The sequence below is a fragment of the Roseofilum reptotaenium CS-1145 genome (assembly GCF_028330985.1).
GTDB classification, from domain to species: Bacteria; Cyanobacteriota; Cyanobacteriia; order Cyanobacteriales; family Desertifilaceae; genus Roseofilum; species Roseofilum reptotaenium.
In genome coordinates this window covers 24,909-46,472 of record NZ_JAQMUE010000095.1, presented here as the reverse complement: position 1 = coordinate 46,472, position 21,564 = coordinate 24,909, and the positions used below count along the sequence as shown (strand labels likewise).

At 45.4% G+C, this 21,564-nt stretch carries 17 protein-coding genes; 9 read left to right on the top strand and 8 right to left on the bottom strand.

What is annotated here, in order from left to right:
- Positions 1 to 412 precede the first annotated feature (412 nt).
- Positions 413 to 3,343, top strand: coding sequence for an aminomethyl-transferring glycine dehydrogenase (gcvP, locus tag PN466_RS21430; RefSeq protein ID WP_271943713.1), 2,931 nt, complete (start codon positions 413 to 415; stop codon positions 3,341 to 3,343).
- A gap of 440 nt (positions 3,344 to 3,783) precedes the next feature.
- On the opposite strand, the gene topA is transcribed toward gcvP, so the two are convergent.
- Positions 3,784 to 6,372, bottom strand: a complete 2,589-nt coding sequence (gene topA / locus PN466_RS21425; RefSeq protein ID WP_271943710.1) for a type I DNA topoisomerase — start codon at positions 6,370 to 6,372, stop codon at positions 3,784 to 3,786.
- A gap of 430 nt (positions 6,373 to 6,802) precedes the next feature.
- Here topA and PN466_RS21420 point away from each other — a divergent pair, with 430 nt between their 5' ends.
- Genes PN466_RS21420 through queG form a run of 3 tightly spaced genes read left to right on the top strand, consistent with a single transcriptional unit; the run spans position 6,803 to position 9,921 of the window.
- Complete coding sequence (locus PN466_RS21420; protein WP_271943708.1) at positions 6,803 to 8,500, top strand: SpoIIE family protein phosphatase; 1,698 nt, start codon at positions 6,803 to 6,805, stop codon at positions 8,498 to 8,500.
- A 5-nt stretch (positions 8,501 to 8,505) separates the two neighbouring features.
- A complete protein-coding gene (locus tag PN466_RS21415; RefSeq protein WP_271943705.1) occupies positions 8,506 to 8,934 on the top strand; it encodes an ATP-binding protein in 429 nt (142 codons plus the stop codon).
- A 33-nt stretch (positions 8,935 to 8,967) separates the two neighbouring features.
- Complete coding sequence (queG, locus tag PN466_RS21410) at positions 8,968 to 9,921, top strand: tRNA epoxyqueuosine(34) reductase QueG (protein ID WP_271943703.1); 954 nt, start codon at positions 8,968 to 8,970, stop codon at positions 9,919 to 9,921.
- Between the two features lie 53 nt (positions 9,922 to 9,974).
- Here queG and PN466_RS21405 read toward each other — a convergent pair whose 3' ends face one another.
- From PN466_RS21405 to PN466_RS21395, 3 genes are all read right to left on the bottom strand, one after another.
- On the bottom strand, positions 9,975 to 10,769 hold the full coding sequence (locus PN466_RS21405) for a Uma2 family endonuclease (RefSeq protein ID WP_271943701.1): 795 nt from the start codon (positions 10,767 to 10,769) through the stop codon (positions 9,975 to 9,977).
- Positions 10,770 to 10,781: 12 nt separating this feature from the next.
- On the bottom strand, positions 10,782 to 11,441 hold the full coding sequence (locus tag PN466_RS21400; protein WP_271943699.1) for an ABC transporter ATP-binding protein: 660 nt from the start codon (positions 11,439 to 11,441) through the stop codon (positions 10,782 to 10,784).
- 77 nt (positions 11,442 to 11,518) lie between these two features.
- Positions 11,519 to 12,835, bottom strand: coding sequence for a TMEM143 family protein (locus PN466_RS21395; RefSeq protein ID WP_271943697.1), 1,317 nt, complete (start codon positions 12,833 to 12,835; stop codon positions 11,519 to 11,521).
- A gap of 48 nt (positions 12,836 to 12,883) precedes the next feature.
- Between PN466_RS21395 and PN466_RS21390 the strand changes: the two genes are divergently transcribed.
- The 5 genes from PN466_RS21390 to PN466_RS21370 all read left to right on the top strand — a co-directional run bounded on the left by PN466_RS21390 (position 12,884) and on the right by PN466_RS21370 (position 17,516).
- A complete protein-coding gene (locus PN466_RS21390) occupies positions 12,884 to 13,756 on the top strand; it encodes an NAD(P)-dependent oxidoreductase (protein WP_271943694.1) in 873 nt (290 codons plus the stop codon).
- Between the two features lie 12 nt (positions 13,757 to 13,768).
- Complete coding sequence (locus PN466_RS21385; RefSeq protein WP_271943691.1) at positions 13,769 to 14,113, top strand: nucleotidyltransferase family protein; 345 nt, start codon at positions 13,769 to 13,771, stop codon at positions 14,111 to 14,113.
- On the top strand, positions 14,085 to 14,435 hold the full coding sequence (locus PN466_RS21380; protein ID WP_271943689.1) for a HepT-like ribonuclease domain-containing protein: 351 nt from the start codon (positions 14,085 to 14,087) through the stop codon (positions 14,433 to 14,435). Before PN466_RS21385 ends, PN466_RS21380 begins: the two co-directional genes overlap by 29 nt.
- 146 nt (positions 14,436 to 14,581) lie before the next feature.
- Entirely contained in the window at positions 14,582 to 15,772 is a 1,191-nt protein-coding gene (locus PN466_RS21375; protein WP_278003182.1) for an RNA-guided endonuclease InsQ/TnpB family protein, read from the top strand.
- A gap of 112 nt (positions 15,773 to 15,884) precedes the next feature.
- Positions 15,885 to 17,516 carry a CocE/NonD family hydrolase gene (locus tag PN466_RS21370; protein ID WP_271943686.1) on the top strand — a complete coding sequence of 544 codons (1,632 nt, stop codon included), beginning with the start codon at positions 15,885 to 15,887 and terminating at the stop codon, positions 17,514 to 17,516.
- Between the two features lie 246 nt (positions 17,517 to 17,762).
- On the opposite strand, the gene cbiM is transcribed toward PN466_RS21370, so the two are convergent.
- The 4 genes from cbiM to PN466_RS21350 form a co-directional block, all read right to left on the bottom strand.
- Entirely contained in the window at positions 17,763 to 18,401 is a 639-nt protein-coding gene (cbiM, locus tag PN466_RS21365; RefSeq protein ID WP_271943684.1) for a cobalt transporter CbiM, read from the bottom strand.
- Positions 18,388 to 18,945 carry a carboxypeptidase-like regulatory domain-containing protein gene (locus PN466_RS21360; RefSeq protein ID WP_271943682.1) on the bottom strand — a complete coding sequence of 186 codons (558 nt, stop codon included), beginning with the start codon at positions 18,943 to 18,945 and terminating at the stop codon, positions 18,388 to 18,390. The genes cbiM and PN466_RS21360 overlap by 14 nt, the downstream gene beginning before the upstream one ends.
- A gap of 66 nt (positions 18,946 to 19,011) precedes the next feature.
- On the bottom strand, positions 19,012 to 19,854 hold the full coding sequence (locus tag PN466_RS21355) for a DUF4382 domain-containing protein (protein WP_271943680.1): 843 nt from the start codon (positions 19,852 to 19,854) through the stop codon (positions 19,012 to 19,014).
- 266 nt (positions 19,855 to 20,120) lie between these two features.
- The gene (locus PN466_RS21350) at positions 20,121 to 21,482 is read right to left on the bottom strand and encodes a hybrid sensor histidine kinase/response regulator (protein WP_271943677.1); all 1,362 of its coding nucleotides are present in this window, start codon (positions 21,480 to 21,482) and stop codon (positions 20,121 to 20,123) included.
- Positions 21,483 to 21,564 lie beyond the last annotated feature (82 nt).

Below are 21,564 nucleotides of genomic sequence, written 5' to 3'. Positions count from 1 at the left end.
TTCTAAGCTAGAAAGGGTAATCAACCCCGTGAAAAACCCAGTAGCCGCAAGGCACGCACCTTGAAAACTGAAGTTATGGGGTTCTTCTCAGGAAGGCTTGAGAAGGTGAAAACTTCAAGCACCAAGTATCAGAGAAACTAAATATTTTAGGTTTTGAACTGTATCGTAGGGCATACGAAAACAGGCTTCTGGAATGGAGCGAACGTCTGAGGAGAGGATCGCCTCTGGATTAAATACCGCAAGAGATTTAGTTGAAGCGAACTCGTTGAATCAGAAATCCAAAGCAGTGATGTTTGGAGAATCTACTCGACTTTAGCCAGTGGAGTATGTCAAACCCTAAGCAAAGGAAAGGGTGTCATCATAACTCTTATGGCACTTTTTTCAAGCTTTTGATGTGAGATATGGATCGCCCATGCAGAATTCAGACGTAACCCCTAAAGCTAACATGAATACCGGATCTTTGTCCCCAAACTCCTCTGTCCCCGCGTCTGAGCCACAGACTCGTCCATTTTGCGATCGCCATTTAGGCCCGAATGACAACGATATTCAACGGATGCTCAACCTGTTAGAAATCGATGACTTAGATGCCCTAATTAAGCGTACCATCCCCCCAGCGATCCAGCTCCCTCGGCCCCTTAATCTCCCCAGCGCCCAAAGCGAACATGAAGCGCTGAAAACCCTCAAAGAGATGATGGGCGAAAACCGGATTTTTCGGTCTTATATTGGTATGGGCTATGCCAACTGTATCACCCCACCGGTCATCCAACGTAATATCCTGGAAAATCCCGGATGGTATACCGCCTATACACCCTATCAAGCCGAAATTGCCCAGGGTCGTCTCGAAGCCTTACTTAACTTTCAAACGCTGGTCATTGATTTAACTGGGTTAGAAATTGCCAATGCCTCCTTACTTGATGAAGGAACAGCAGCCGCCGAAGCGATGAGCATGAGCTATGGCCTCTGCAAAAATAAGGCCAACAGCTTTTTTGTCTCCCAAGAGTGTCATCCCCAAACCATTGAAGTGGTGCAAACCCGCGCCCAACCCTTGGGTATAGAAGTCATTGTTGGCGATCATCGCACCTTTGATTTTAGCCAACCCATCTTCGGGGCCCTGCTGCAATATCCCGCAACGGATGGCACGATTTATGACTACAGCGAATGTATTGCCAAAGTCCATGAATTAGGCGCTCTGGCGACAGTAGCGGCTGACCTTCTGAGCCTCACCCTGTTGACTCCTCCAGGAGAAATGGATGCGGATATTGTGGTGGGGAATAGCCAACGGTTTGGCGTTCCCCTAGGCTATGGCGGCCCCCATGCGGCCTATTTAGCCACCCGCGAAGCCTATAAACGGCAAGTTCCCGGTCGCATTGTCGGTCGCTCGAAAGATAAGGATGGACTGCCGGCTCTGCGGTTAGCACTGCAAACGAGGGAACAACATATCCGCCGGGATAAGGCGACGAGTAATATTTGTACGGCTCAGGTGCTGTTAGCGGTGATTGCCTCGACGTATGCCGTGTATCACGGGCCGGAAGGTCTGAAGGCGATCGCCCAAACCGTTCATAAACACACCGTCTGGTTAGCCGAAGGTCTCAAGCGTTTGGGCTATAGCTTGCCTGAAAGCCGTTTTTTTGACACTTTACGGGTAAACTTGGGTGAAACGTCCTTAGAGAGGCTGTTGGCAGCCGCTAATGGGAAAGAAATTAACCTTCGTACTCTAGATGAGAAGACCGTGGGGATTTCATTGGATGAAACCACGACTATCGCAGATGTCATCGACCTATGGGAAATTTTCGCCCAGGGACAAACTTTACCCTTTAGCGCAGAAGAAATTATCGGGTCTGCGCCAACCCCAGATTTGGGTCACTTCACGCGCCAAAGTCCCTATATGACCCATCCCGTATTCCATCAATACCATTCGGAAACGGAACTATTGCGCTATCTGCATCGCCTGGAAGCGAAGGATTTGTCCTTGACAACCTCCATGATTCCCCTCGGCTCTTGTACGATGAAACTCAATGCTACAGCCGAGATGATTCCAGTGACTTGGCCGGAAATCGGTCAAATTCATCCCTTTGCACCCCTGGAGCAAACGGCAGGCTATCAGGAAATGTTCCGTCAGTTGGAAGCTTGGTTAGCTGAAATTACCGGATTTGAGGCGGTTTCGTTGCAACCCAATGCGGGGTCTCAGGGAGAATATACCGGATTATTGGTGATTCGAGCCTATCATCAGCATAACGGACAAGGCGATCGCCATATTTGCCTGATTCCAGAGTCGGCCCATGGCACGAACCCCGCCAGTGCCGTGATGTGTGGGATGAAAGTAGTCGCGGTAAAATGCGATCGCCAGGGTAATATTGACCTCACTGACCTCAGAGCCAAAGCCGAAAAACACAGCGCTCAACTCTCGGCGCTCATGGTCACCTATCCCTCCACCCACGGCGTATTTGAAGAAGCCATTCAAGAAATCTGCGGAATTATCCATAGCCATGGCGGTCAAGTCTATCTCGATGGAGCCAACATGAACGCTCAAGTAGGATTATGTCGTCCTGGCGACTATGGCGCAGATGTCTGTCACCTGAACTTACACAAAACCTTCTGTATTCCCCACGGTGGTGGCGGTCCGGGAATGGGCCCCATTGGCGTAGCGCCCCACTTGGTTCCCTTCCTTCCCGGTCATAGTATCGTCGATTTGGGCAAGACCGAACAGGGAGCCGTAGCAGCCGCGCCTTGGGGAAGTTCGAGTATTCTGCCCATTTCCTGGATGTACATTGCTATGATGGGCACGCAAGGGTTAACGGATGCCACGAAAGTAGCGATTCTGAATGCTAACTATATTGCCCATCGGCTCGACCCCCATTATCCCATTCTGTACACCGGCAAGTTTGGCTTAGTTGCCCACGAGTGTATCGTAGACTTGCGCCCCCTGAAAAAGTCGGCGGGTGTGGAAGCGGAAGATATTGCCAAACGCTTGATGGACTACGGGTTCCACGCGCCTACCATGTCTTGGCCAGTTGCCGGAACCATCATGGTTGAACCCACCGAAAGCGAATCTAAGGAAGAGCTAGACCGTTTCTGCGATGCCATGATTGCCATTCGCGAGGAAATTGCCGCCATTGAGCAGGGAGAGATGTCTGCTGAGGATAATCTACTCAAAAATGCCCCCCATACGGCCGAAATGCTGTTAGCGGATGAGTGGACGCATCCCTATTCTCGCCAGCAAGCCGCCTATCCTGCACCTTGGACGAAGGAGTTTAAGTATTGGCCGCCAGTGCGACGAATTGATAATGCATTTGGCGATCGCAATTTTGTCTGTTCCTGCGCTCCCATGGAAGCCTATTCCTAGGCGATAGAACAGATAGAAACCCGGTTTCTGGTGCCTTGTTACTCAAAACAAGGACATCCCAGGAGAAACCGGGTTTCTTTGCACTGGGGAATAGGGAATAGGGAATAGGGAATCGGTTTGTGGTGCATTGCTTTGTAGGTTCAACACTATATTTTATAACAGTGCAAAGTGCTGTAACTTTCAATGGATTGAAAATTAGCAATACTCACGTTGACGATCTGTAAAACAATTCAATTTTCTCCAAGGTTTACAGGCTCTATCCCTTATATACTCTAGCTTGTTAGTCTCCTGATCAGTCCTCGGTGCGATAGCGTTTTCCCCATTTTTTCCACAAAGGAAACCAGTTTTCCACAGGGTTTTGAGGAAAAACAGGGGAAATGTACAATTTTAAAGTAGGGGCAAAAAATTTTTCGCCCCTACAGAGATAGAGTGGATCGCCCCTAACTCTTCTTGCGACCCCGCGAACTGGTACTTTTCGTACTTTTCTTAGCCTTCAATAACTCTAGAGCCTCTTCTAAAGTTACCTCTTCAACCGGCCGTTCTTTCGGCACACTGGCATTCACTTTACCATGCTTCACATAGGGGCCATAGGGACCATCATAAACATTAATGGCTTCTCCATCCTCTGGATGTGTTCCCAACTCTCGCAGGGGTTCCTTGGTTTTACTGCGACCTCCTCCCCTGGTTTTTTTCGGTTGGGCTAGTAATTCCAGAGCGCGATCGAGGCCAATCGTTAAGATATCATCTTCTTTCTTCAAAGAGCGATAATCTTTACCTTCCTTACCTTGATCGTGGACAATATAGGGGCCAAAGCGACCTAAACCCGCTTTGATATTCGCTCCCGTTTCGGGATGTTGTCCCAACAGTCTAGGTAAAGATAGTAACCCGACGGCCATATCCAAGGTTACCTCTTCTGGTTTCATCCCTTTGGGTAAGGAAGCGCGTTTTGGTTTTTTGTTTTCCTCCGACACTTCGCCAAGCTGCACATAGGGGCCATAGGTTCCATTGAGGATAAAAATCTCTTCTCCCATCTCCGGATGAACACCGAGGCAGTCAGGGCCTTCAGTTTTTTGCTTGAGCAGCGTTTGTACCTGTTCCAGATCGAGAGTATCGGGAGTTAAATGGGGCGGAATAGAAGCCGTGAGCGGTTCATCTTCTCCATTTTCCACCACCACATAGGGGCCATATTTCCCTAAACGGACTTTAGCTTCTAAGCCCTCTAATTCCAGGGTCTTAGCGGTATTGGGATCGATTTGGCTCTCCCGTTCTTTCACCTGAGTTTCTAAACCCGTTTCACCCTGATAAAAAGTTTTTAGATAGGGTAGCCATTCCACTTCTCCCATAGAAATATCATCCAGGGTTTGCTCCATACGAGAGGTGAATTGAGTATCCACCAGATCGGGAAAATGTTGTTCTAGAAGATTGGTAACCGCAAAGGCAGTAAAGGAAGGCACAAGGGCCTTATTGATCATTTGGGCATAACCCTTGCCGATAATCGTATCAATAATACTGGCGTAGGTACTGGGACGGCCCACCCCTTCTTTTTCCAGCGTTTTGACTAAGGATGCTTCAGTAAAGCGAGCGGGGGGTTGGGTTTGGTGATCGATCGCCTCTAATTGTTTACAATTAGGATGATCCCCTGCTTTGAGTTCGGGCAGGATCACCTCCTGATTTTCCAAGGCGGCATCGGGATCGTCAGAACCTTCCACATAAGCGCGGAAAAATCCAGGGAAATTAATCCGTTTACCAGAAGCACGAAATTCCGAGGTTTCCACTTGCAGATTAACCGCAATTTGGGTTAACTGGGCATTGGCCATTTGAGACGCTACGGTGCGCTTCCAAATCAGGTCATAAACCTTGGCTTCGCGACCCTCTAACCCCGTTTCTTGGGGCGTACGAAACTGCTTTCCGGCTGGACGAATAGCTTCGTGAGCTTCCTGCGCTCCCTTACTTTTGGTGCTGTATTGGCGTGGCGTAGGGGAGAGATATTCGGGCCCATATTTCTGTTCTACACAACTGCGAGCTGCGGCGATCGCCTCTTTCGACAAATGCACCGAATCCGTCCGCATATAGGTAATATAGCCCTGCTCGTACAAATTTTGCGCGGTCCGCATCGTTTCCTTCGCGGATAACCCCAATTTGCGGTTTGCTTCCTGTTGCAATGTCGAAGTGGTAAAGGGAGGAGACGGTTTACGCGTCGTCGGCTTTTCGTCTACCTCTTTCACTGTCCAAGTTTTTCCCTCTAACTGCTTTTGCAGTGCCTTCGCTTCTGTCTCATTCAGCAGTTTCACCTTACGGTTTTTAATGATTTTTCCGGTCTGAGGATCGAAATCACTGCCTGTTGCAATCTTCACACCATCCAGAGTGGTTAACCGGGCTTCAAACGTCAGTTTCATCTGTTCCAACGTCGCCTTGAGATCCCAATACGACCCCTGATGAAAAGCTCGCCGTTCTCGCTCGCGAGCCACCAACAACCGAACCGCCACCGACTGTACCCGTCCGGCTGAGAGTTTCGGCGCTATTTTTTTCCACAATAAAGGAGAAATCGTATATCCCACCAAGCGGTCTAAAATCCGCCGGGTTTCTTGAGCATGAACCAATTGCAAATCAATATCCCGGCAGTTTTTTAGAGCTGCCCGAATGGCTTCTTGGGTAATCTCATGAAAGACCATCCGCTTAATGGGAACCTTGGGTTTTAAGAGTTCCTTTAGATGCCAACTAATGCTCTCACCTTCTCGGTCTTCATCTGTCGCCAGAATTAACTCATCCGCTTTCTTGAGAGCATCTTTGAGTTCTTTAACAATTTTCTTTTTATCTTTGGGAATCACATAGAGGGGTTCAAAGTTCGCTTCTACATTGACTCCCAGTTGGGCCCATTTCTCCTTTTTGACGCTGGCGGGAATTTCATCAGCGGCGGAGGGAAGGTCACGAACATGACCCATTGAGGCTTCTACTTGGTAACCACTGGGTAAAAAATTGCGGATCGTTCGCGCTTTGGTTGGAGATTCAACGATAACGAGGCTTGACATAGGGCATATGGGGAATAGATCAGCAGAGATGGGTTAATTAATCTCTAGCTAGTTTGTCAACTTGGAAGATTTTTGTGCGTTTGTCAAGGGATAAATCATTAAGATTTATGGGAAGAGGGGAATGGAGAAAGGGCAACACGGGGTTTGATCCTTTCCTTGTTATATCCGATTTCCTCCCCATCCTCCCTATCCCCCTATTCAGTCCTAGTCGAGTAGGTGTAAACTGTCTAGTAAAGTTAAAGTGGATCAATAATCCCAAAATACTCAACTGCTTGGAGCAAATGATCCTGTAGATTCAGATGACCTTGACAAACCTCATGAAATCTAGTAAAGATAGCAGCTTTGAAGGGCCCGTTAAACCGAAAGTCTTATCCCAACTGGGTGACTTTCTTTACTGTACCGTCAAACCAACCTGTAATGGGAGCGTGGCATGAGTCAGGGTGAACGCCGAGAAAGACGTAGTAAAAAAGCCAAATTGATGGTCGTTGATGATGAACGAGATAACTTAGATCTACTTTATCGAACCTTTCGACGAGATTTCCAAGTTTACCGTGCTGAAAGTGCAAAGGCCGCTCTAGAGATTCTGGATCAAGAAGGAGAAATGTCAATCATTATCTCTGACCAACGGATGCCAGAAATGAATGGTACGGAATTTTTGGGCAAAACCGTAGAACAGTATCCAGACACAATCCGTATTTTATTAACCGGTTATACAGATGTGGAGGACTTGGTTGAGGCGATTAATGCGGGGAAGGTGTTTAAGTACATTGTTAAACCCTGGAATCCGACGGAACTGAAGGCCTTAATTGAGCAAGCCTCAGAGACCTACCAAGTCATTAAACAAAGTACGAATAATTTGCGGCGATCGCTACGGCGGGAGTCGATTCAAAATACGGTGATGACGGCTCTCAGAGATAAGCTCGATTACGACAGTATGTTGCAAAACATCAGCGAAACGCTGGGCGAGAACTTTGAAGCAGATTTCTGTTGTCTTCAGTCCGTTGAAGAAAAAAAGTTGACTGCACATCAGTTCGCTTATCATAAGGTTCCGGATTCCTCAGAGGATATCAATCTCCTCAATTCCCCAGACTCTCAAGCCTTAATTCAATCTGCTCTAGAGAGTCATCAAACCCAAACTCAACGGTCTTCAGAAGGCGATCGCCCCTATCTGCACTTAGCTGTCCCCCTAAGCTATCAAGAGAGCTTGTTTGGTATTCTCTCCCTTTATCAATATGACACCGACACGGTTTGGCCGGATGAGGATATTCAGCTACTAGAGAGCATCATTGAACAAGCCTCCTTAGCTCTCTCGCAAGCCAAACTCTATGAACGAGCCACCAAACTTGCCAATCAACTGCAATCGGAACTCGAAGTTGCTCGTCAATTTCAGGCGAACCTGCTCCGGCAAAGTTGGCCTGAAATTGATGCGGTTGATGTCCAAGCCCATTGCTATCCTGCACGAGAAGTTGGCGGAGATTTCTTTGAAGTCTATGTCCATCCCCAAGGCGATATTTGGGTAGCCGTTGGTGATGTCTCAGGTAAAGGAGTTCCTGCTGCTCTATTTATGGCTAGTGCCATTTCTGTACTGCGACGAGAACTGTCTCAGGATACATCCCAGGAGCCGAATGAAGTGATCCGGAACCTGAATAGTTCCCTGATTGATGATTTGACGAATAACAATTCTTTTATCACTATGGCGGTGGCTCGCTATCGTCCCTCAACTCAGGAACTCGCCTATGCCAGTGCCGGCCATGTTTATCCCCTGATTTGGTCTCACAAAAAACTGATGGAGCAATTGTCTTCCAATGAACCCGTTACGGTAGAACCCAATATCCTCAAAGTGCGGGGTATTCCGGTAGGTATTTTACCCGTTTGGAAAGCTCAGTCTGGACAGGTGAAAATGGAATCAGGCGATGTACTGTTACTCACCAGTGACGGAATTACTGAAGCGAAAGATCCGGGTGCAGGTCAAATAGATTCAGAAGCCATGCTGAATCAAGAAGGGTTATGGAGATTGTTGAGTCAGCAGGCTGGAAAACTTAATTTAACCCAACTGCTTGATAGTGTTCGAGCAGATAGTGCTATACAAGAAGATGATCAAACGCTGCTATCTTTGGAGGTTTTGTAGGTCTCATGAAAACTGAGCTAAATGTGCCAAGCGATTTGAAATTTCTGGGAATTGTTGAGTCCTGGTTACTGGGATGTTTGGAAGTGGAACTGGGGGAGTCAGCAGATTGGTCCAGACAATCAACTCGGTTTCGATTAGCCTTAGTGGAAGCTTATTCTAATGTGGTTCGTCATGCCCATAAAGATAAGGCAGAATTGCCCGTGGTGATGTGTTTGGAATTGCAAGATAGTGATATTGCTCTAGAGGTTTGGGATCACGGTCAAGGTTATGATTTAGCGACTTATCTGCCACCCGATCCAGAACAAAAACAGGAAGGAGGTTATGGGTGGTTGATTATGAATCGATTGATGGATAGAGTGGAGTATCGCCTGCAAATTGATGGTCGGAATTGTCTAAAACTAGAGGCGAGTGTACCGGCTTTGCAGAAAGAATAGTTTCGGATTGAAGGGTGAGTTGGGGTAGTATTGATGTCTGAAGAGTCCACCACCTTAACTTCAGAAAAGGTGAAAGAAAAAGCTATTGATCTTGGTTTTAGTCAAGCGGGGATAGCAGTGTTTGATCGGGCGATCGCCCAACAAGGGACTCAAGGACTGCAAAACTGGTTAGCCCAGGGCTATCATGCAGATATGGATTGGATGGCAAACCCCAAACGCCAAGATATTCGCAGAGCTTTTCCCCAGGTAGCCTCAATTATTAGTTTATCGCTCAATTATTATACGCCCTATTCTCAACCCCAAGCATCGGAGTATGGCAAAATTTCTCGCTATGCTTGGGGACGAGATTATCATCGGGTGATTGGCAAAAAGTTAAGGGTTTTTACGGTATGGTTACAGGAACAGGGGCAAGATATCCAACTTAAAGCCTATCTGGATACCGGGCCGGTTCAAGATAAACTCTGGGCCCAAACCGCAGGCTTGGGTTGGGTGGGCAAAAATGGTAATCTGATTACCCGTAAATTTGGCTCCTGGGTGTTTCTGGCGGAGATTTTGACGAATTTGACCTTAGAGCCAGATAAGCCCCATAGAGAACATTGTGGGACTTGTCAGCGCTGTATCCAGGCTTGTCCTACTGGGGCGATCGCGAAACCCTTTGTCGTCGATGCCAATCGCTGTATTGCTTATCACACTATCGAAAATCGGGCTGAGGAATTGCCAGAGGCGATCGCCGAAAACCTCAACGGATGGGTTGCTGGATGCGATATTTGTCAAGAGGTTTGTCCCTGGAATCAGAGATTTGCCCAACCCACCCATATCCAAGAATTTCATCCCTATCCAGAAAACCTTGCCCCCAAACTGATCGATCTAGCCAACCTCTCCGAACAAGAGTGGGATCGACGCTTTCGCGCCTCCGCCCTCAGACGCATTAAACCCCAAATGTGGAGAAGAAACGCCCGCGCTAATCAATTAAAAATTAAAAATTAAAAATGCTGTAAGGGCGAAAAATTTTTCGCCCTTACAGCATCGACAAATGGTGATTATTCGTCCATAATGCCATGCTCTCTTAAGAGCTGGGCTAACCGTTCAGCCCTTTGGCGTTCCTGTTCTGCACGTTGATGTTCCTCTTGGGCTTTTTCATCCCCAGTTAAGATGAGATTTCCTTCAGCATCACACCAGCGCAACCACTGATACTCAAAATCCTCAAACACGCCATTCCAGAGGGTTAATCCTAATTGAATACCGTCCATCCAACTATGGGGGAGCAGATGATAGCTTAACCCTCTTAGCTCATAGACTTGAAGGGTTTTCTCCGATAGACAATGGAAGGGATCAAATACAGCATAATAGGGTACTCTGGCTCTGGCATAGTCTTCCAATTTCGAGCCTAATTCATTGCCCACCTTATTGGAGACAATTTCAATAGCAACATCAGGGGGTTTCCCTAGGTTCCAGACAAAATAAGAGCGATTTTTCTTTTGACTCATATCTTCGGGCAGTTCTACCCCAAAACTGAGGAGCGCATCAGGAACTAGGGGGGGATAGTCTTTGCCATAGAATAAGCCTACATTAGCCATGGCAATGAAGGATTGATCCATCTCCAGCCCACTGTACAAGCAGGTGGTTAACAAGCGCTGTTGCTTTTCAGAAATGAGATTATCCACGGGTGTATCATCTTCGGTGACAATATCGCTGACATCGGGTTCGCCAATATCTTCCCAGTCGAGAGCAGGGGACTGTTCTGGGGAGGTGGTGAGCGTTGGGTTCATGGGGTTATAGCGCTTCGCGCGGTAATAGGTAATAGGTAATAGATACGGTAAAAGATCAATTGCCATTCTAACGTCGTTCTATAATTCTAGGCGATCGCTCGTTACCCGCTCCATTTGTTGAGGATCGTGACTTGTCCAAATACAGCACCTGTAAGGATTTTCCTGAATCCAATTATCGACTAAATTTTCAACTTTTTCTGTGGTTTGGGGGTCAAGAGATGCTGTTGGTTCATCTAAAAATAAAATCATTGGGTTGAGTTGCAGAGCGCGAATTAAACTGAGAATTTGCCGCTCTCCTCCGGATAGGGTAGTCGCCGGTCTTTGCAGAAAATCTGAAGGACGATTCAGTTGGGTGATCAGCCTTTTTATAGACTCTAGATTATAGGTTTTATGTTCATGAATATTAAGGGTATAAACAACCTTTAAATTATCTTCTACTGTTCCTTCAAATACGCTTGATTGTTGATGAATATAAATGGCTTGGGAACGATAATAAGGAAAGATTTTTGGGGTCAAATTGCGCTCTTTTCCTGGCTGTTTTGACCATAAAATATGACCTTCATCCAGGGGGTCTAATCCCGCTAAAGCGCGTAATAATAGGGTTTTTCCTTTCCCGGATGCTCCCACTAACCCCAAGCGAGATCCTGGGGTTAAGCTCAAGGTTAGGTTTCTCCAGAGCCATTTTCCTTGGATTCTGCGCCCAATTTGATGAGCGGATAAACAAGTATTGGTATTCATATATCTAGCGCTTCGCACTGGTAATGGGTGATTGGTCTCTGAGTTGTTCCCCTATTCCCCTATTCCCTATTCTTCACCTAACTATGGCTATAGCGAAAGGCATTATCCCATAAATAATCTAAGATTTCCAAGGAATCATCTAACGATTTGACTTGACACTTGCCCCACTCATCATAGCTCAATAAAGGAATACCCGATTGGGGTTTACCCTGGAGGTTGTTTAAGGTTCCTCGAATATTATATAAATTATTCAGGGGGCCATTAATATCGAAGTCGATACGGCAATTCCAGGTTTTTTCCATCCAAGACTCAATGCGATCGTCTAAGTGTTCTGGAGTCATGGGTTTGCCACTGGTGAGCAAATGATAGTAGACTAAAATTATCTCTTTACATTCTTCTTCCTCTGCCACATCAATAAGGGTGTGAAATACACTGGTATTGTTGGCTAAGTTCTTGAAAAATAGAGTCTCAGTTACCTTCTTCTGAAATTTTATCTTTTTGTTTTTGTAAGTATTATACTGCTTAAATGCAAATCCACCAAAAGCGACTAAGAGAGATAGGGTAGCCAACAATGCAGGGGTTAAATTCCGTACATCTTCTTCATTAGCTTTCATATCTTCCATTCCGGGTAAAGTACCCGTAAAAAATAGGATAACACCTACAAGAATTACGATTTGTGGCAAGATCTTGATTAAGACAGGAATCGCTGCACCAATGGCTGATGCGATTAAGATAATTCGGTCTTTCCAAGTCATGCTCACTTTGACATTGGGAAACAGAAGTTCTAAATCAAATTTAGGAACATTTTTATAATAAAATAGATAAATTTTCCCTGGTTTAAATTTTATATCCTCATCTTTGGCAAAATAGGATTCATCTTTAAACTTAATGGCCACGACAACGCGCTCGAAAATATCCAGATCTTCCTTAATGGTGCGAAACCATTTCTTACGAGTAATGAGTTGATAAATATCTCCCTGACAATAGAATAGCATTCGATCAAAGTCGTTAAAATCAATATCAGTTTTGAGTTCAATGAGGGATCGTTGGCTAAAGGCTTCCTCTAGAGTCTCTTGGGAAAGAGGGAAGTAGTTGGCTCGTTGTAAAACTTGCTCAAAGCGATTAAAGAAATCGACTTCCATCTGCTGTTGATCGGCGGACGTGAAGCTTTGAAACTCGGAGAGTTCTTCATAGGGATTAAAGGGTGTATAATAGTCTTTGAGATCTTCTAAAATTGAATGGAAGTGAAAATGATAATAGGCGGATAGAAGCTGACAAAATTGACGAAATTTTTCCTGTTCTGGTTTGGGGAGTTTTCCATCTCTGAGACATAAGTCAATCAGATGATGGCGGTCAAAGGGAATATAAGCTTCGCGATCGCTATAATGAGCCATAGGTCACAGAAAAGTCGAGAATCAAAGGGAACTGAAGGAGGTGTCCTTGTGAGAGTTGGTATCATAGGCACGGGCCTGATGGGTGGCCCCATGACCCTAAAATTGCAAGCATCCGGATATCAGGTCACTGCCTATAATCGTACACCAGAGAAGCTGAAATCTTTAGCAGAAGCTGGGGTAGCGATCGCCACTTCTGCTCTTGAAGTGCTACAATCATCGGACTGTACGCTCCTCATGCTGACCAATGGAGAGGCGATCGCTGAAGTTATCCTCAATCCTACCACCCGACCTGGATTAGCCGACCATACCATGATCCAGATGGGAACTATTGCCCCCACGGAAACTAAAACTCTGGCTCAACAGGTTCGCGACTGTGGAGGAAACTATTTAGAAGCTCCCGTATTAGGCAGTATTCCCGAAGTGAAGAAAGGGACACTCTTGGTGATGGTGGGTGCGTCAGAAGCCGACTTTGAACAGTGGTGTCCCCTCTTGCAAACCTTTGGCCCGAAACCGCTCCACCTTGGCCCTGTGGGGAGTGCAGCCACGGTAAAATTAGCAATGAATCAACTGATTGCATCCCTAACAACCGCCTTTGCTCTGAGTTTACATCTGATTCAACAGGAAGGGATCGATGTAGAAGCCTTTATGCAATTGGTGCGTCAAAGTGCCCTCTATGCACCCACCTTTGATAAGAAACTGCAACGAATGCTCGATCATCAGTATAGTAATCCCAATTTCCCCGTAAAACATCTGCTCAAAGATACCCGTTTATTTCTGCAAGCGGCGAATGATCTGGGATTAGAGGGGAGTATGCTGGAAGGGATCGCCAAAGTGTTAGAAAAATCTGGCGATCGCGGCCATTTCGATGATGACTATTCTGCCCTCTTTGAAGGGATAGCACTTCGCTCTAGGGAAGGGTAATACCATTTCTGTATGAATATTGAAATCCTCTATCAACGTCTAGATATCACTCCCCAGCAACTCCAGGTATTCTGCCAGAATGCCCAAATCATTGAATTGGCCTTGTTTGGCTCCATCCTCCGTGATGACTTTGGCTCTGAGAGCGATATCGATATCCTGGTCACCTTTGCTCCCAACTACAAAATTAGCCTGTTAGACTTTGTTGGACTTGAATACCAACTGCAAGACTTGTTCAACCGAAAGGTCGATCTCGTCAGTAAAAAAGCCGTTGAACAAGACCGGAACTGGCTTCGCCGTCAGGAAATTCTCAATCATTATCAGGTCATCTATGAATCGCGATCCCTTCTATCTGCTTGATATTGCCCAAAATGCCCAAGATATCATTAACTTTGTTCAAGACATGGACGAAGCTACATTCCTGACTGACCTGAAAGCCCAAAAAGCGATTCTCTACAGCATTACTATTATTGGAGAACCCACTAAAAAACTTTCCACCCAACTCCGGCAGCAAAATCCCCATATCCCTTGGCGACAAATTGCCGGAATGCGTGATAAATGTGTCCACAACTACCGACAGATCGATCTTTCTCAAGTCTGGGAAATCACCCAAACGAGCATTCCAGAACTTCTAGAGGATATAAAGCTTCTCTTATCGGTACAAGAGGAGCAACAAGAATAACTTTCAACTTTTTATAAGAAACATGCCGAAAACCCCGTGAATTCATTCCGGGGATGAAGGCTAAGGGCAGGTTAAAACCGGCCTATAAAAATTTGATTCTTACACGAGAGCGTGATAAGATCAATATATTGGTGCGATCAGAAGAAATGATAGTTTACGAATTCAAAATTAAGGCAAAACCAAACCAATACGCAGCCATCGATGAAGCGATCAGAACTGCCCAATTCATCCGTAACAAATGCCTACGTTATTGGATGGAAAGATTAGGTAATTCAAGAAACGATCTAAATAAATATTGTGCTTTGTTGGCTAAAGAATTTAGTTTTGCCAAAAACTTGAACAGTATGGCGAGACAAGCTTCTGCTGAACGTGCCTGGTTTGCAATTGAACATTTTTACGAAAACTGTAAGAAGAAAAAGCCCGGCAAAAAAGGATATCCTAAGTTTAAGAAATGTTCTCGCTCAGTGGAGTATAAAATCTCCGGATGGAAGCTCCTTTCTCCCAAGCGAATCAAGTTTACAGACAAGCAGGACATTGGAGAGTTAAAACTTGTAGGAACTTGGGATTTAGGATATTATTCTACCGATCAAATCAAACGAGTTAGATTAATTCGGAGGGCAGACGGATATTATTGTCAATTCTGTATCAAGGTAGATATCAGAATTGAAGTAGAGCCAACCAATCAAATGATTGGGTTGGATGTAGGGCTTAAGTATTTTCTGGCTGATTCAAATGGACACACTGAGCCGAATCCTAGGTTTTATAGAGAAGCGGAAAAAATGCTCAAAAGGGCTAATCGCCAGAAGTCCAAAAAATACCGTAAAAACAAGAAACCTCAATCCAAAAATTATCAGAAGGCTAGAAAAAGGTATGGCCGGCAACATTTGAAAGTAAGTAGGCGGCGAGAAGAACATGCAAAAAGATTTGCACGTTCCGTTATCCACTCTAACGATGTGGTTGCCTATGAAGATTTGAATATCGCCGGCCTGGTTAGAAACCATAAACTAGCCAAGTCGATAAGTGATGCAGGATGGTCGCAATTTCGGCGGTGGTTGGAATATTTTGGAGACAAATACGCAAGAGTAACTATTGCAGTTTCTCCCCACTATACCTCTCAGGAATGTTCCAATTGTGGCGAAATTGTCAAAAAGGGACTATCAACTCGTACTCACATTTGTCCACATTGCCGATATGTGGAAGATCGTGATATTAACGCGGCCAAAGTGATTCTGCAACGTGGATTGAAAATACTCTGGGGCACAGAGGAATTTACGCTTCAGGAGAGAAGCCCTCTTGGTGAGTTGGAGCAATCCTGCCCTCTTACGGCATCTCGATGAATGAAGAATCCCCGTGTCTTCAGACCGGGGAGTGTCAAAAGAACAACACCCTACACTATTGATTAGGTGTAGCGGTTGCACTGCTCCCCAGTCGTAACCTTTCCCGGAAATTATGTTAACTCTGCGTCCCAAACAAACCACATCCTTGACTACCCGTGATGGGATTAGACTTGATGCCGATCTTTATCAACCTGAAGGGGATGGCCCCTATCCGGTTCTCCTCATGCGACAACCCTATGGTCGGGAAATTGCCTCCACAGTGGTCTATGCTCACCCCGAATGGTATGCAGCTCATGGCTATATTGTGGTGATTCAAGATGTCAGAGGTCGAGGAACATCTGAAGGAGATTTTCACCTGTTTATCCATGAAGTTGAAGATGGTATCGATACGATTAATTGGGCCGCTCAACTGCCTGGAAGTACTGGAGAGGTGGGGATGTATGGATTTTCCTATCAGGGAATGAGTCAATTGTATGCCGCTTCAGGGAAACCGAAAGCCCTAAAAACCCTTTGTCCGGCGATGATTGCCTATGATTTCTATGCAGATTGGGCCTATGAAGGGGGAGCATTTTGTTTCGCATCTAATTTAGGTTGGGCCTTGCAATTAGCGGCCGAAACAGCACGTTTAAAAAACGATGCGATCGCTCACCAAATTCTCTACAATGCCTCCCGGAATCTTCCCGTCCATGGTCTAGAACCCCGCTTAGACGAAACGTTGCGGAAATATTGCCCCGATGCGTTTTATCATCGGTGGTTAGAACATCCCGAACTGGATGAATATTGGCAAGCTTTATCGCCGAATTTAGACGCTGTAGATTTACCGATGCTCCATATTGGCGGCTGGTTCGATCCCTATCTACGGGGAACGTTGCGCTGGTATCATGAATTAGCTGGACGCAGCAGTTATCCCCAACATCTGATTGTTGGCCCCTGGGCCCATCTCCCTTGGGGGCGTAAGGTGGGAGAATTAGATTATGGTGCAGCCGCAGCGAGTCCCATCGATCTGATGCAAGTGAATTGGTTTAATCAGTTTCTCAAGGGTCAAGATACGGGACGCTTAGAAATGCCTCCAATTTCGGTGTTTGAAATGGGAAGTAACCGATGGAGATCGCTGGCTGAATGGCCGAAGAATTCGACTAAATCCTATTATCTCTCCAGTACGGGACTGGCGAATATTAGCGATAAAGAAGGTTTTTTAATTGAAACTGCTCCCCCGAATGAAAGCATGGATCGCTGGGTTCACGACCCCTGGCGACCCTTTCCTGCTCTGGGGGGCCATGTGTATAGTCCTTTTGGAGCGTGCGATCGCTCCCTGCTCGACTGTCGAACAGATACCGTAACTTACACCAGCGAACCGTTAACGGAGGTGATGTGTATCTTAGGAGAGGCGATCGTTGAAGTCTATTGTCAAGCCTCTACACAGAGCTTTGATCTGTCCGCTATCCTCTCAGAAGTGAAACCCGACGGCAGAGTTTATAACTTTACCCAAGGCTATCTCTGTGTCACGGAACCCCAAAACCCCCTAAAACTCTACCTGCAATCGACCTGTATCCAATTACCCATCGGCAGTAGTCTGCGGTTAAGTTTAAGTGGTGCGTGTTTTCCTGCCTATCCTGTGAATCCCGGTACTGGTCAAAGTCCTGGTCAAACCCGTTTAATCGATGCTCAAGTTATCACCTTCTCCCTTCAATCTGGTAGCACTTATCCTTCCCGCATTTGCTTACCTTTAGAATCGAGTTTTTAAATTTTTCTCCCTCGCCAGCGATCCCCGTAGTCATTGTTACCATATTATCAAAGAAGGTAAGATAAGATAGCTGTGGCTACAGGATAAGCTCGAAAATAACTGCCTCCTTCTATTTCTAGAGGAGGCAGTTATTTTAATTGATTCAATTCCCCGTAGGGGCAGTACTATAGCAGAGAAAGGGAGAGTTAGGATATTTTCTATTGCCTGTTGCCTGTTGCCCATTCCCTAGCACAAAAAGCTATCATCTTAATTATTAATTAATTCCGGTTTTACCCGTTCCAGGAAAAGGACGACCATGGCGGTAAAAATCCCTTCTAAAATCACGAGGGGAATATGGGCGAATAGTAATGCCCATAAAGAAGCTTGTTCTAAGTTTTGGTCAATATCGGTAGGTAAGGTAAATAAGACCAAACTCAAGAAAATAGTAGCGGATAAAGCGACAGCAATACTCCCTGATAGGAAGCCAAAGAACGGTGTCCAAAATCGATTTTTTAACCCAAAAATGAACCGAGAACGAAAGAGATATCCAGCGAGTAAGGCAGGAATTCCCATTAAGAGGGCATTTACTCCAAGGGTAGAGAGTCCTCCATGTTGAAACATGACAGTTTGAAAAAATAATCCAATCACAATAGCAGGAAAGGCATAATAGCCTAAGATGGCTCCGAGTAATCCATTGAGGACTAAATGGACACTTGCGGGAGGGATGGGAATATGAAGGGAGGAGGAGACAAAAAAAGCAGCAGTGAGTAAGGAGGCTTTGGGAATTTGTTCTTGGGTGCGATCGCTCCGTTCAATCTGTTTCAAAGACCATGCCATGACTCCCCCACTGACCGCGTATCCCACAATGACCACCTGTGGGGGAAGCATACCATCAGGAATGTGCATTCGACTTACTCCGACTACTTCGCGAGAAAAATAACGTGGTTCCGATGAATCCCCAGAGGACTGAGGCAATCATCACCCCCTTCTGGATAGAAGTATAACCTCCTAAACTGGCAGGAGCGATCGCGGTTTGGGAGGCTTCCGGGCTGGAATTTTCGGCTATCAACTCGACGTTTGAGCCGGTTTCAGGGCTGGAAATATGGATAATTTGACCATGACCCGCTTTACGAATTCTCACCGTCCAAGTTCCGGTTTGACCCGGTTCGGGCACAAAAACAAATTCGCCCTGGGCATTGGAGATCCCTCGTATCCAAGGGGTTGTGGGATCGTCAGGAGCATAGATGCTCACTTGAGCGTTGTCCATTGGCTCCCCAGAATCGTAGGTGGCTTGCACTTGGATGGCAGAGATTTGATGATGTTGAATAGTTACCCCATGGGCGATCGCTTTTTCACCCAGAACCGATGTTAGGCCAAAGGCAAGAGGCAAAAGTAGGAGCAAAAACTTTTTCGCCCCTACTTGTGGTACAAAGTTTTGAGCATTCAACATGGGGAATAAGGGGAAATAGGGAATAGGGAATGAAAACGAGGTTTTACGGTTGACTTGAAGAGTAGCTTAAGGCTGTGTGGGGAGGGTCTGAGATTGATGACAATGACCTTCACCCACATGACCGAGGGAGTTGAGGGCTTCGTCGAAGCGTTTAACCTCTTCAGGAGTCAGTTGCGATCGCCACATGGACTCATCTAACTCAACTGTGTCATTTTGAGCCAATTTCGCTAAAGGTTCAAAGCCTAACGCACCGACATTAATATCATCATCATCAGGGGCAGTGCGATCGCCGAAAATATGATCTAAATGAAATGTCGCTTCTACATCAGCCGACTTTCCATCGGTCACAATACCCTTTCTTTGGTCGCCCACAAATTCACCGCAGGTATAGGAATAGCCTCGATCGACACTCACCTGAAAATTAATCCGGCGATCGTCTTTTTCAGCCACACCATCAAGGAGTAAGGTATGACCTTGGGCTGGCCCTTCAAGAGCAGGAAGCATCTGCCAAGAGAGCGCATTATAAACTCCCACAGGCACATCCTCAAGTTGCCCCACTAAAATCGGTTCTGCATCGTCATCTCCTGCTGCTAAGTCCACCGTCTGGGGAGAATCAAATGCCAAGATCGTTTCCGCTTCAATTTCTCCTTCTTCTTCCGCATTAAAGGGCGGATCGCTCTGATAAGCTTTTACCTGGTCTAAAGTTACATAGACGTGATTAAATTGGATCTGCCAACCGTCTTTAGAAGTAAATCCTTGCCGCACAAAATCTTCACCATTGGCACGCAAGTTTAAGCTGCCCGTACTTTCTTGAACATCTGAACTCGGTGGCGTAGGGCTGTTACACCCCATCAAACTACTCGCAACGAGAACAGCAGTCAGCAACACCTGAAAACGTTGATTGACCATATCTTTGTTGACTTGACATCTGTTTCTAGTCAAGCGAATCTTGATGGAGATTACAATGCCCCCTGTGGGGATAAAAAAAGAAGAGAGATGAGGAAGGAAAGAGCTTTCCGGCTTATCAGATCTCGGTTTGAGCAACTCTGTTAAAAAATGATGATCTTTTCGCGATCGGGAAAACTGCCTCAGTTCTGATGCTCAGTTGTACTTTGCACTCCAACAATAGGGAAAACTCTATTTTTAGGTTTTCCTGTTCTCTTAATTATTGTTTATTATTCATGTCCAACTTGCTTAACCGGCACTTGAATTACAAACTCTGTTCCCGTTCCAAACTCTGAATTACACTTCAAAGAACCTTGATGTTTTTCCACTACAATAGAATAACTAATTGATAATCCTAAACCAGTTCCTTTTCCCACTGGTTTCGTCGTTACAAAGGGGCTAAAAATCTCCGTTATTTTATCCTCTGGAATCCCTGGACCATTATCTGCAATCTTAATTTCCACCTTTCCCCCACCAACTGCCTTAGTCGTTAAAGTGATTTCATTGGGATTATCTTTTAAATCCTCATAACTTTTATTCTCCTTCTCATTTTGCTCATCCAGCGCATCAATTGCATTCGCTAACAGATTCATAAATACCTGATTTAAAGGTCCCGCATAACAATGAACAATCGGTAACTCTCCATAATACTTATTAATCTGGATTTCCGGTCGTTGATCGTTGGCCTTCAAACGATGTCTCAAAATCATGAGCGTACTTTCTAATCCTTCATGGATATTTAAATCCGTACATGTATTACTATCGGACCGAGAAAAATTTCGCAACGATAAACTAATATTCCGAATCCGTTCAATTCCCGACTCCATAGAACAGAGCATATTTGGCAAATCTTCCATTAAATATTCTAGTTCAATATCCTCTGAATGTTCAGTGATTTCATCCCCTGGATCGGCAAACTGTTTTTGATATAATTTCAAATGTTCAAAAATATCCTCGGTATATTCCATCGCCATACTAATATTACCCGCAATAAATCCAACTGGATTATTAATTTCATGGGCAACGCCAGCCACCAATTCGCCTAAACTCGACATTTTCTCACTTTGAATGAGTTGAATCTGAGCTTCCTGAAGTTGATGAAGAGAGTCTTTTAATTGTGCAGTGCGATCTTCAACCCGTTGTTCAAGTTCTTCCGTTAAATGTTTCAATTGTTCATTTTGAATTTTAAATTGACGAGTTAATTTTTGTAACTGGAGATGGATATTCATCCGAGCTAAAACTTCATCTTGTTGGAAGGGTTTAGTGATATAGTCTACTGCACCAATCTTCAATCCTTTAACTTTATCAACCGTATCGGATAAAGCCGTCATGAAAATAACGGGAATATCTTGGGTTTGGGAACAAGCTTTAATCTGACGGCAGGTTTCAAACCCATCAATGCCCGGCATCATCACATCCAATAAGATTAAATCGGGGGTAACTTCCTGGAGTTTTTCTAAGGTACTTTCCCCATCTTTGGCTACCAAAACCTTAAATCCAGATTCTTTTAAGAAGCTAAAGAGGACTTTGATATTTGTCGGATTATCATCGACAATTAAAATTAAGTCTTGTTTGGCAGTCTCCATCTCCATAGGTCATTGCTCCAATTTCTTTTGTTAGACTAACTTTAGGAGTTCCCTATCGGCAAGTTTGAAGGTAGAGGGGAGAGTGAGA

What these genes read in the sequence shown, in the direction of transcription:
- PN466_RS21360 (WP_271943682.1), bottom strand. Translation starts at nt 18,945, where the DNA reads ATGTTGAATGCTCAAAACTTTGTACCACAAGTAGGGGCGAAAAAGTTT.
- PN466_RS21375 (WP_278003182.1), top strand. Translation starts at nt 14,582, where the DNA reads ATGATAGTTTACGAATTCAAAATTAAGGCAAAACCAAACCAATACGCA.
- PN466_RS21370 (WP_271943686.1), top strand. Translation starts at nt 15,885, where the DNA reads ATGTTAACTCTGCGTCCCAAACAAACCACATCCTTGACTACCCGTGAT.
- PN466_RS21420 (WP_271943708.1), top strand. Translation starts at nt 6,803, where the DNA reads ATGAGTCAGGGTGAACGCCGAGAAAGACGTAGTAAAAAAGCCAAATTG.
- PN466_RS21400 (WP_271943699.1), bottom strand. Translation starts at nt 11,441, where the DNA reads ATGAATACCAATACTTGTTTATCCGCTCATCAAATTGGGCGCAGAATC.
- gcvP (WP_271943713.1), top strand. Translation starts at nt 413, where the DNA reads ATGCAGAATTCAGACGTAACCCCTAAAGCTAACATGAATACCGGATCT.
- cbiM (WP_271943684.1), bottom strand. Translation starts at nt 18,401, where the DNA reads ATGCACATTCCTGATGGTATGCTTCCCCCACAGGTGGTCATTGTGGGA.
- PN466_RS21385 (WP_271943691.1), top strand. Translation starts at nt 13,769, where the DNA reads ATGAATATTGAAATCCTCTATCAACGTCTAGATATCACTCCCCAGCAA.
- PN466_RS21395 (WP_271943697.1), bottom strand. Translation starts at nt 12,835, where the DNA reads ATGGCTCATTATAGCGATCGCGAAGCTTATATTCCCTTTGACCGCCAT.
- PN466_RS21350 (WP_271943677.1), bottom strand. Translation starts at nt 21,482, where the DNA reads ATGGAGATGGAGACTGCCAAACAAGACTTAATTTTAATTGTCGATGAT.
- queG (WP_271943703.1), top strand. Translation starts at nt 8,968, where the DNA reads ATGTCTGAAGAGTCCACCACCTTAACTTCAGAAAAGGTGAAAGAAAAA.
- PN466_RS21380 (WP_271943689.1), top strand. Translation starts at nt 14,085, where the DNA reads ATGAATCGCGATCCCTTCTATCTGCTTGATATTGCCCAAAATGCCCAA.
- PN466_RS21415 (WP_271943705.1), top strand. Translation starts at nt 8,506, where the DNA reads ATGAAAACTGAGCTAAATGTGCCAAGCGATTTGAAATTTCTGGGAATT.
- PN466_RS21405 (WP_271943701.1), bottom strand. Translation starts at nt 10,769, where the DNA reads ATGGCAATTGATCTTTTACCGTATCTATTACCTATTACCTATTACCGC.
- topA (WP_271943710.1), bottom strand. Translation starts at nt 6,372, where the DNA reads ATGTCAAGCCTCGTTATCGTTGAATCTCCAACCAAAGCGCGAACGATC.
- PN466_RS21355 (WP_271943680.1), bottom strand. Translation starts at nt 19,854, where the DNA reads ATGGTCAATCAACGTTTTCAGGTGTTGCTGACTGCTGTTCTCGTTGCG.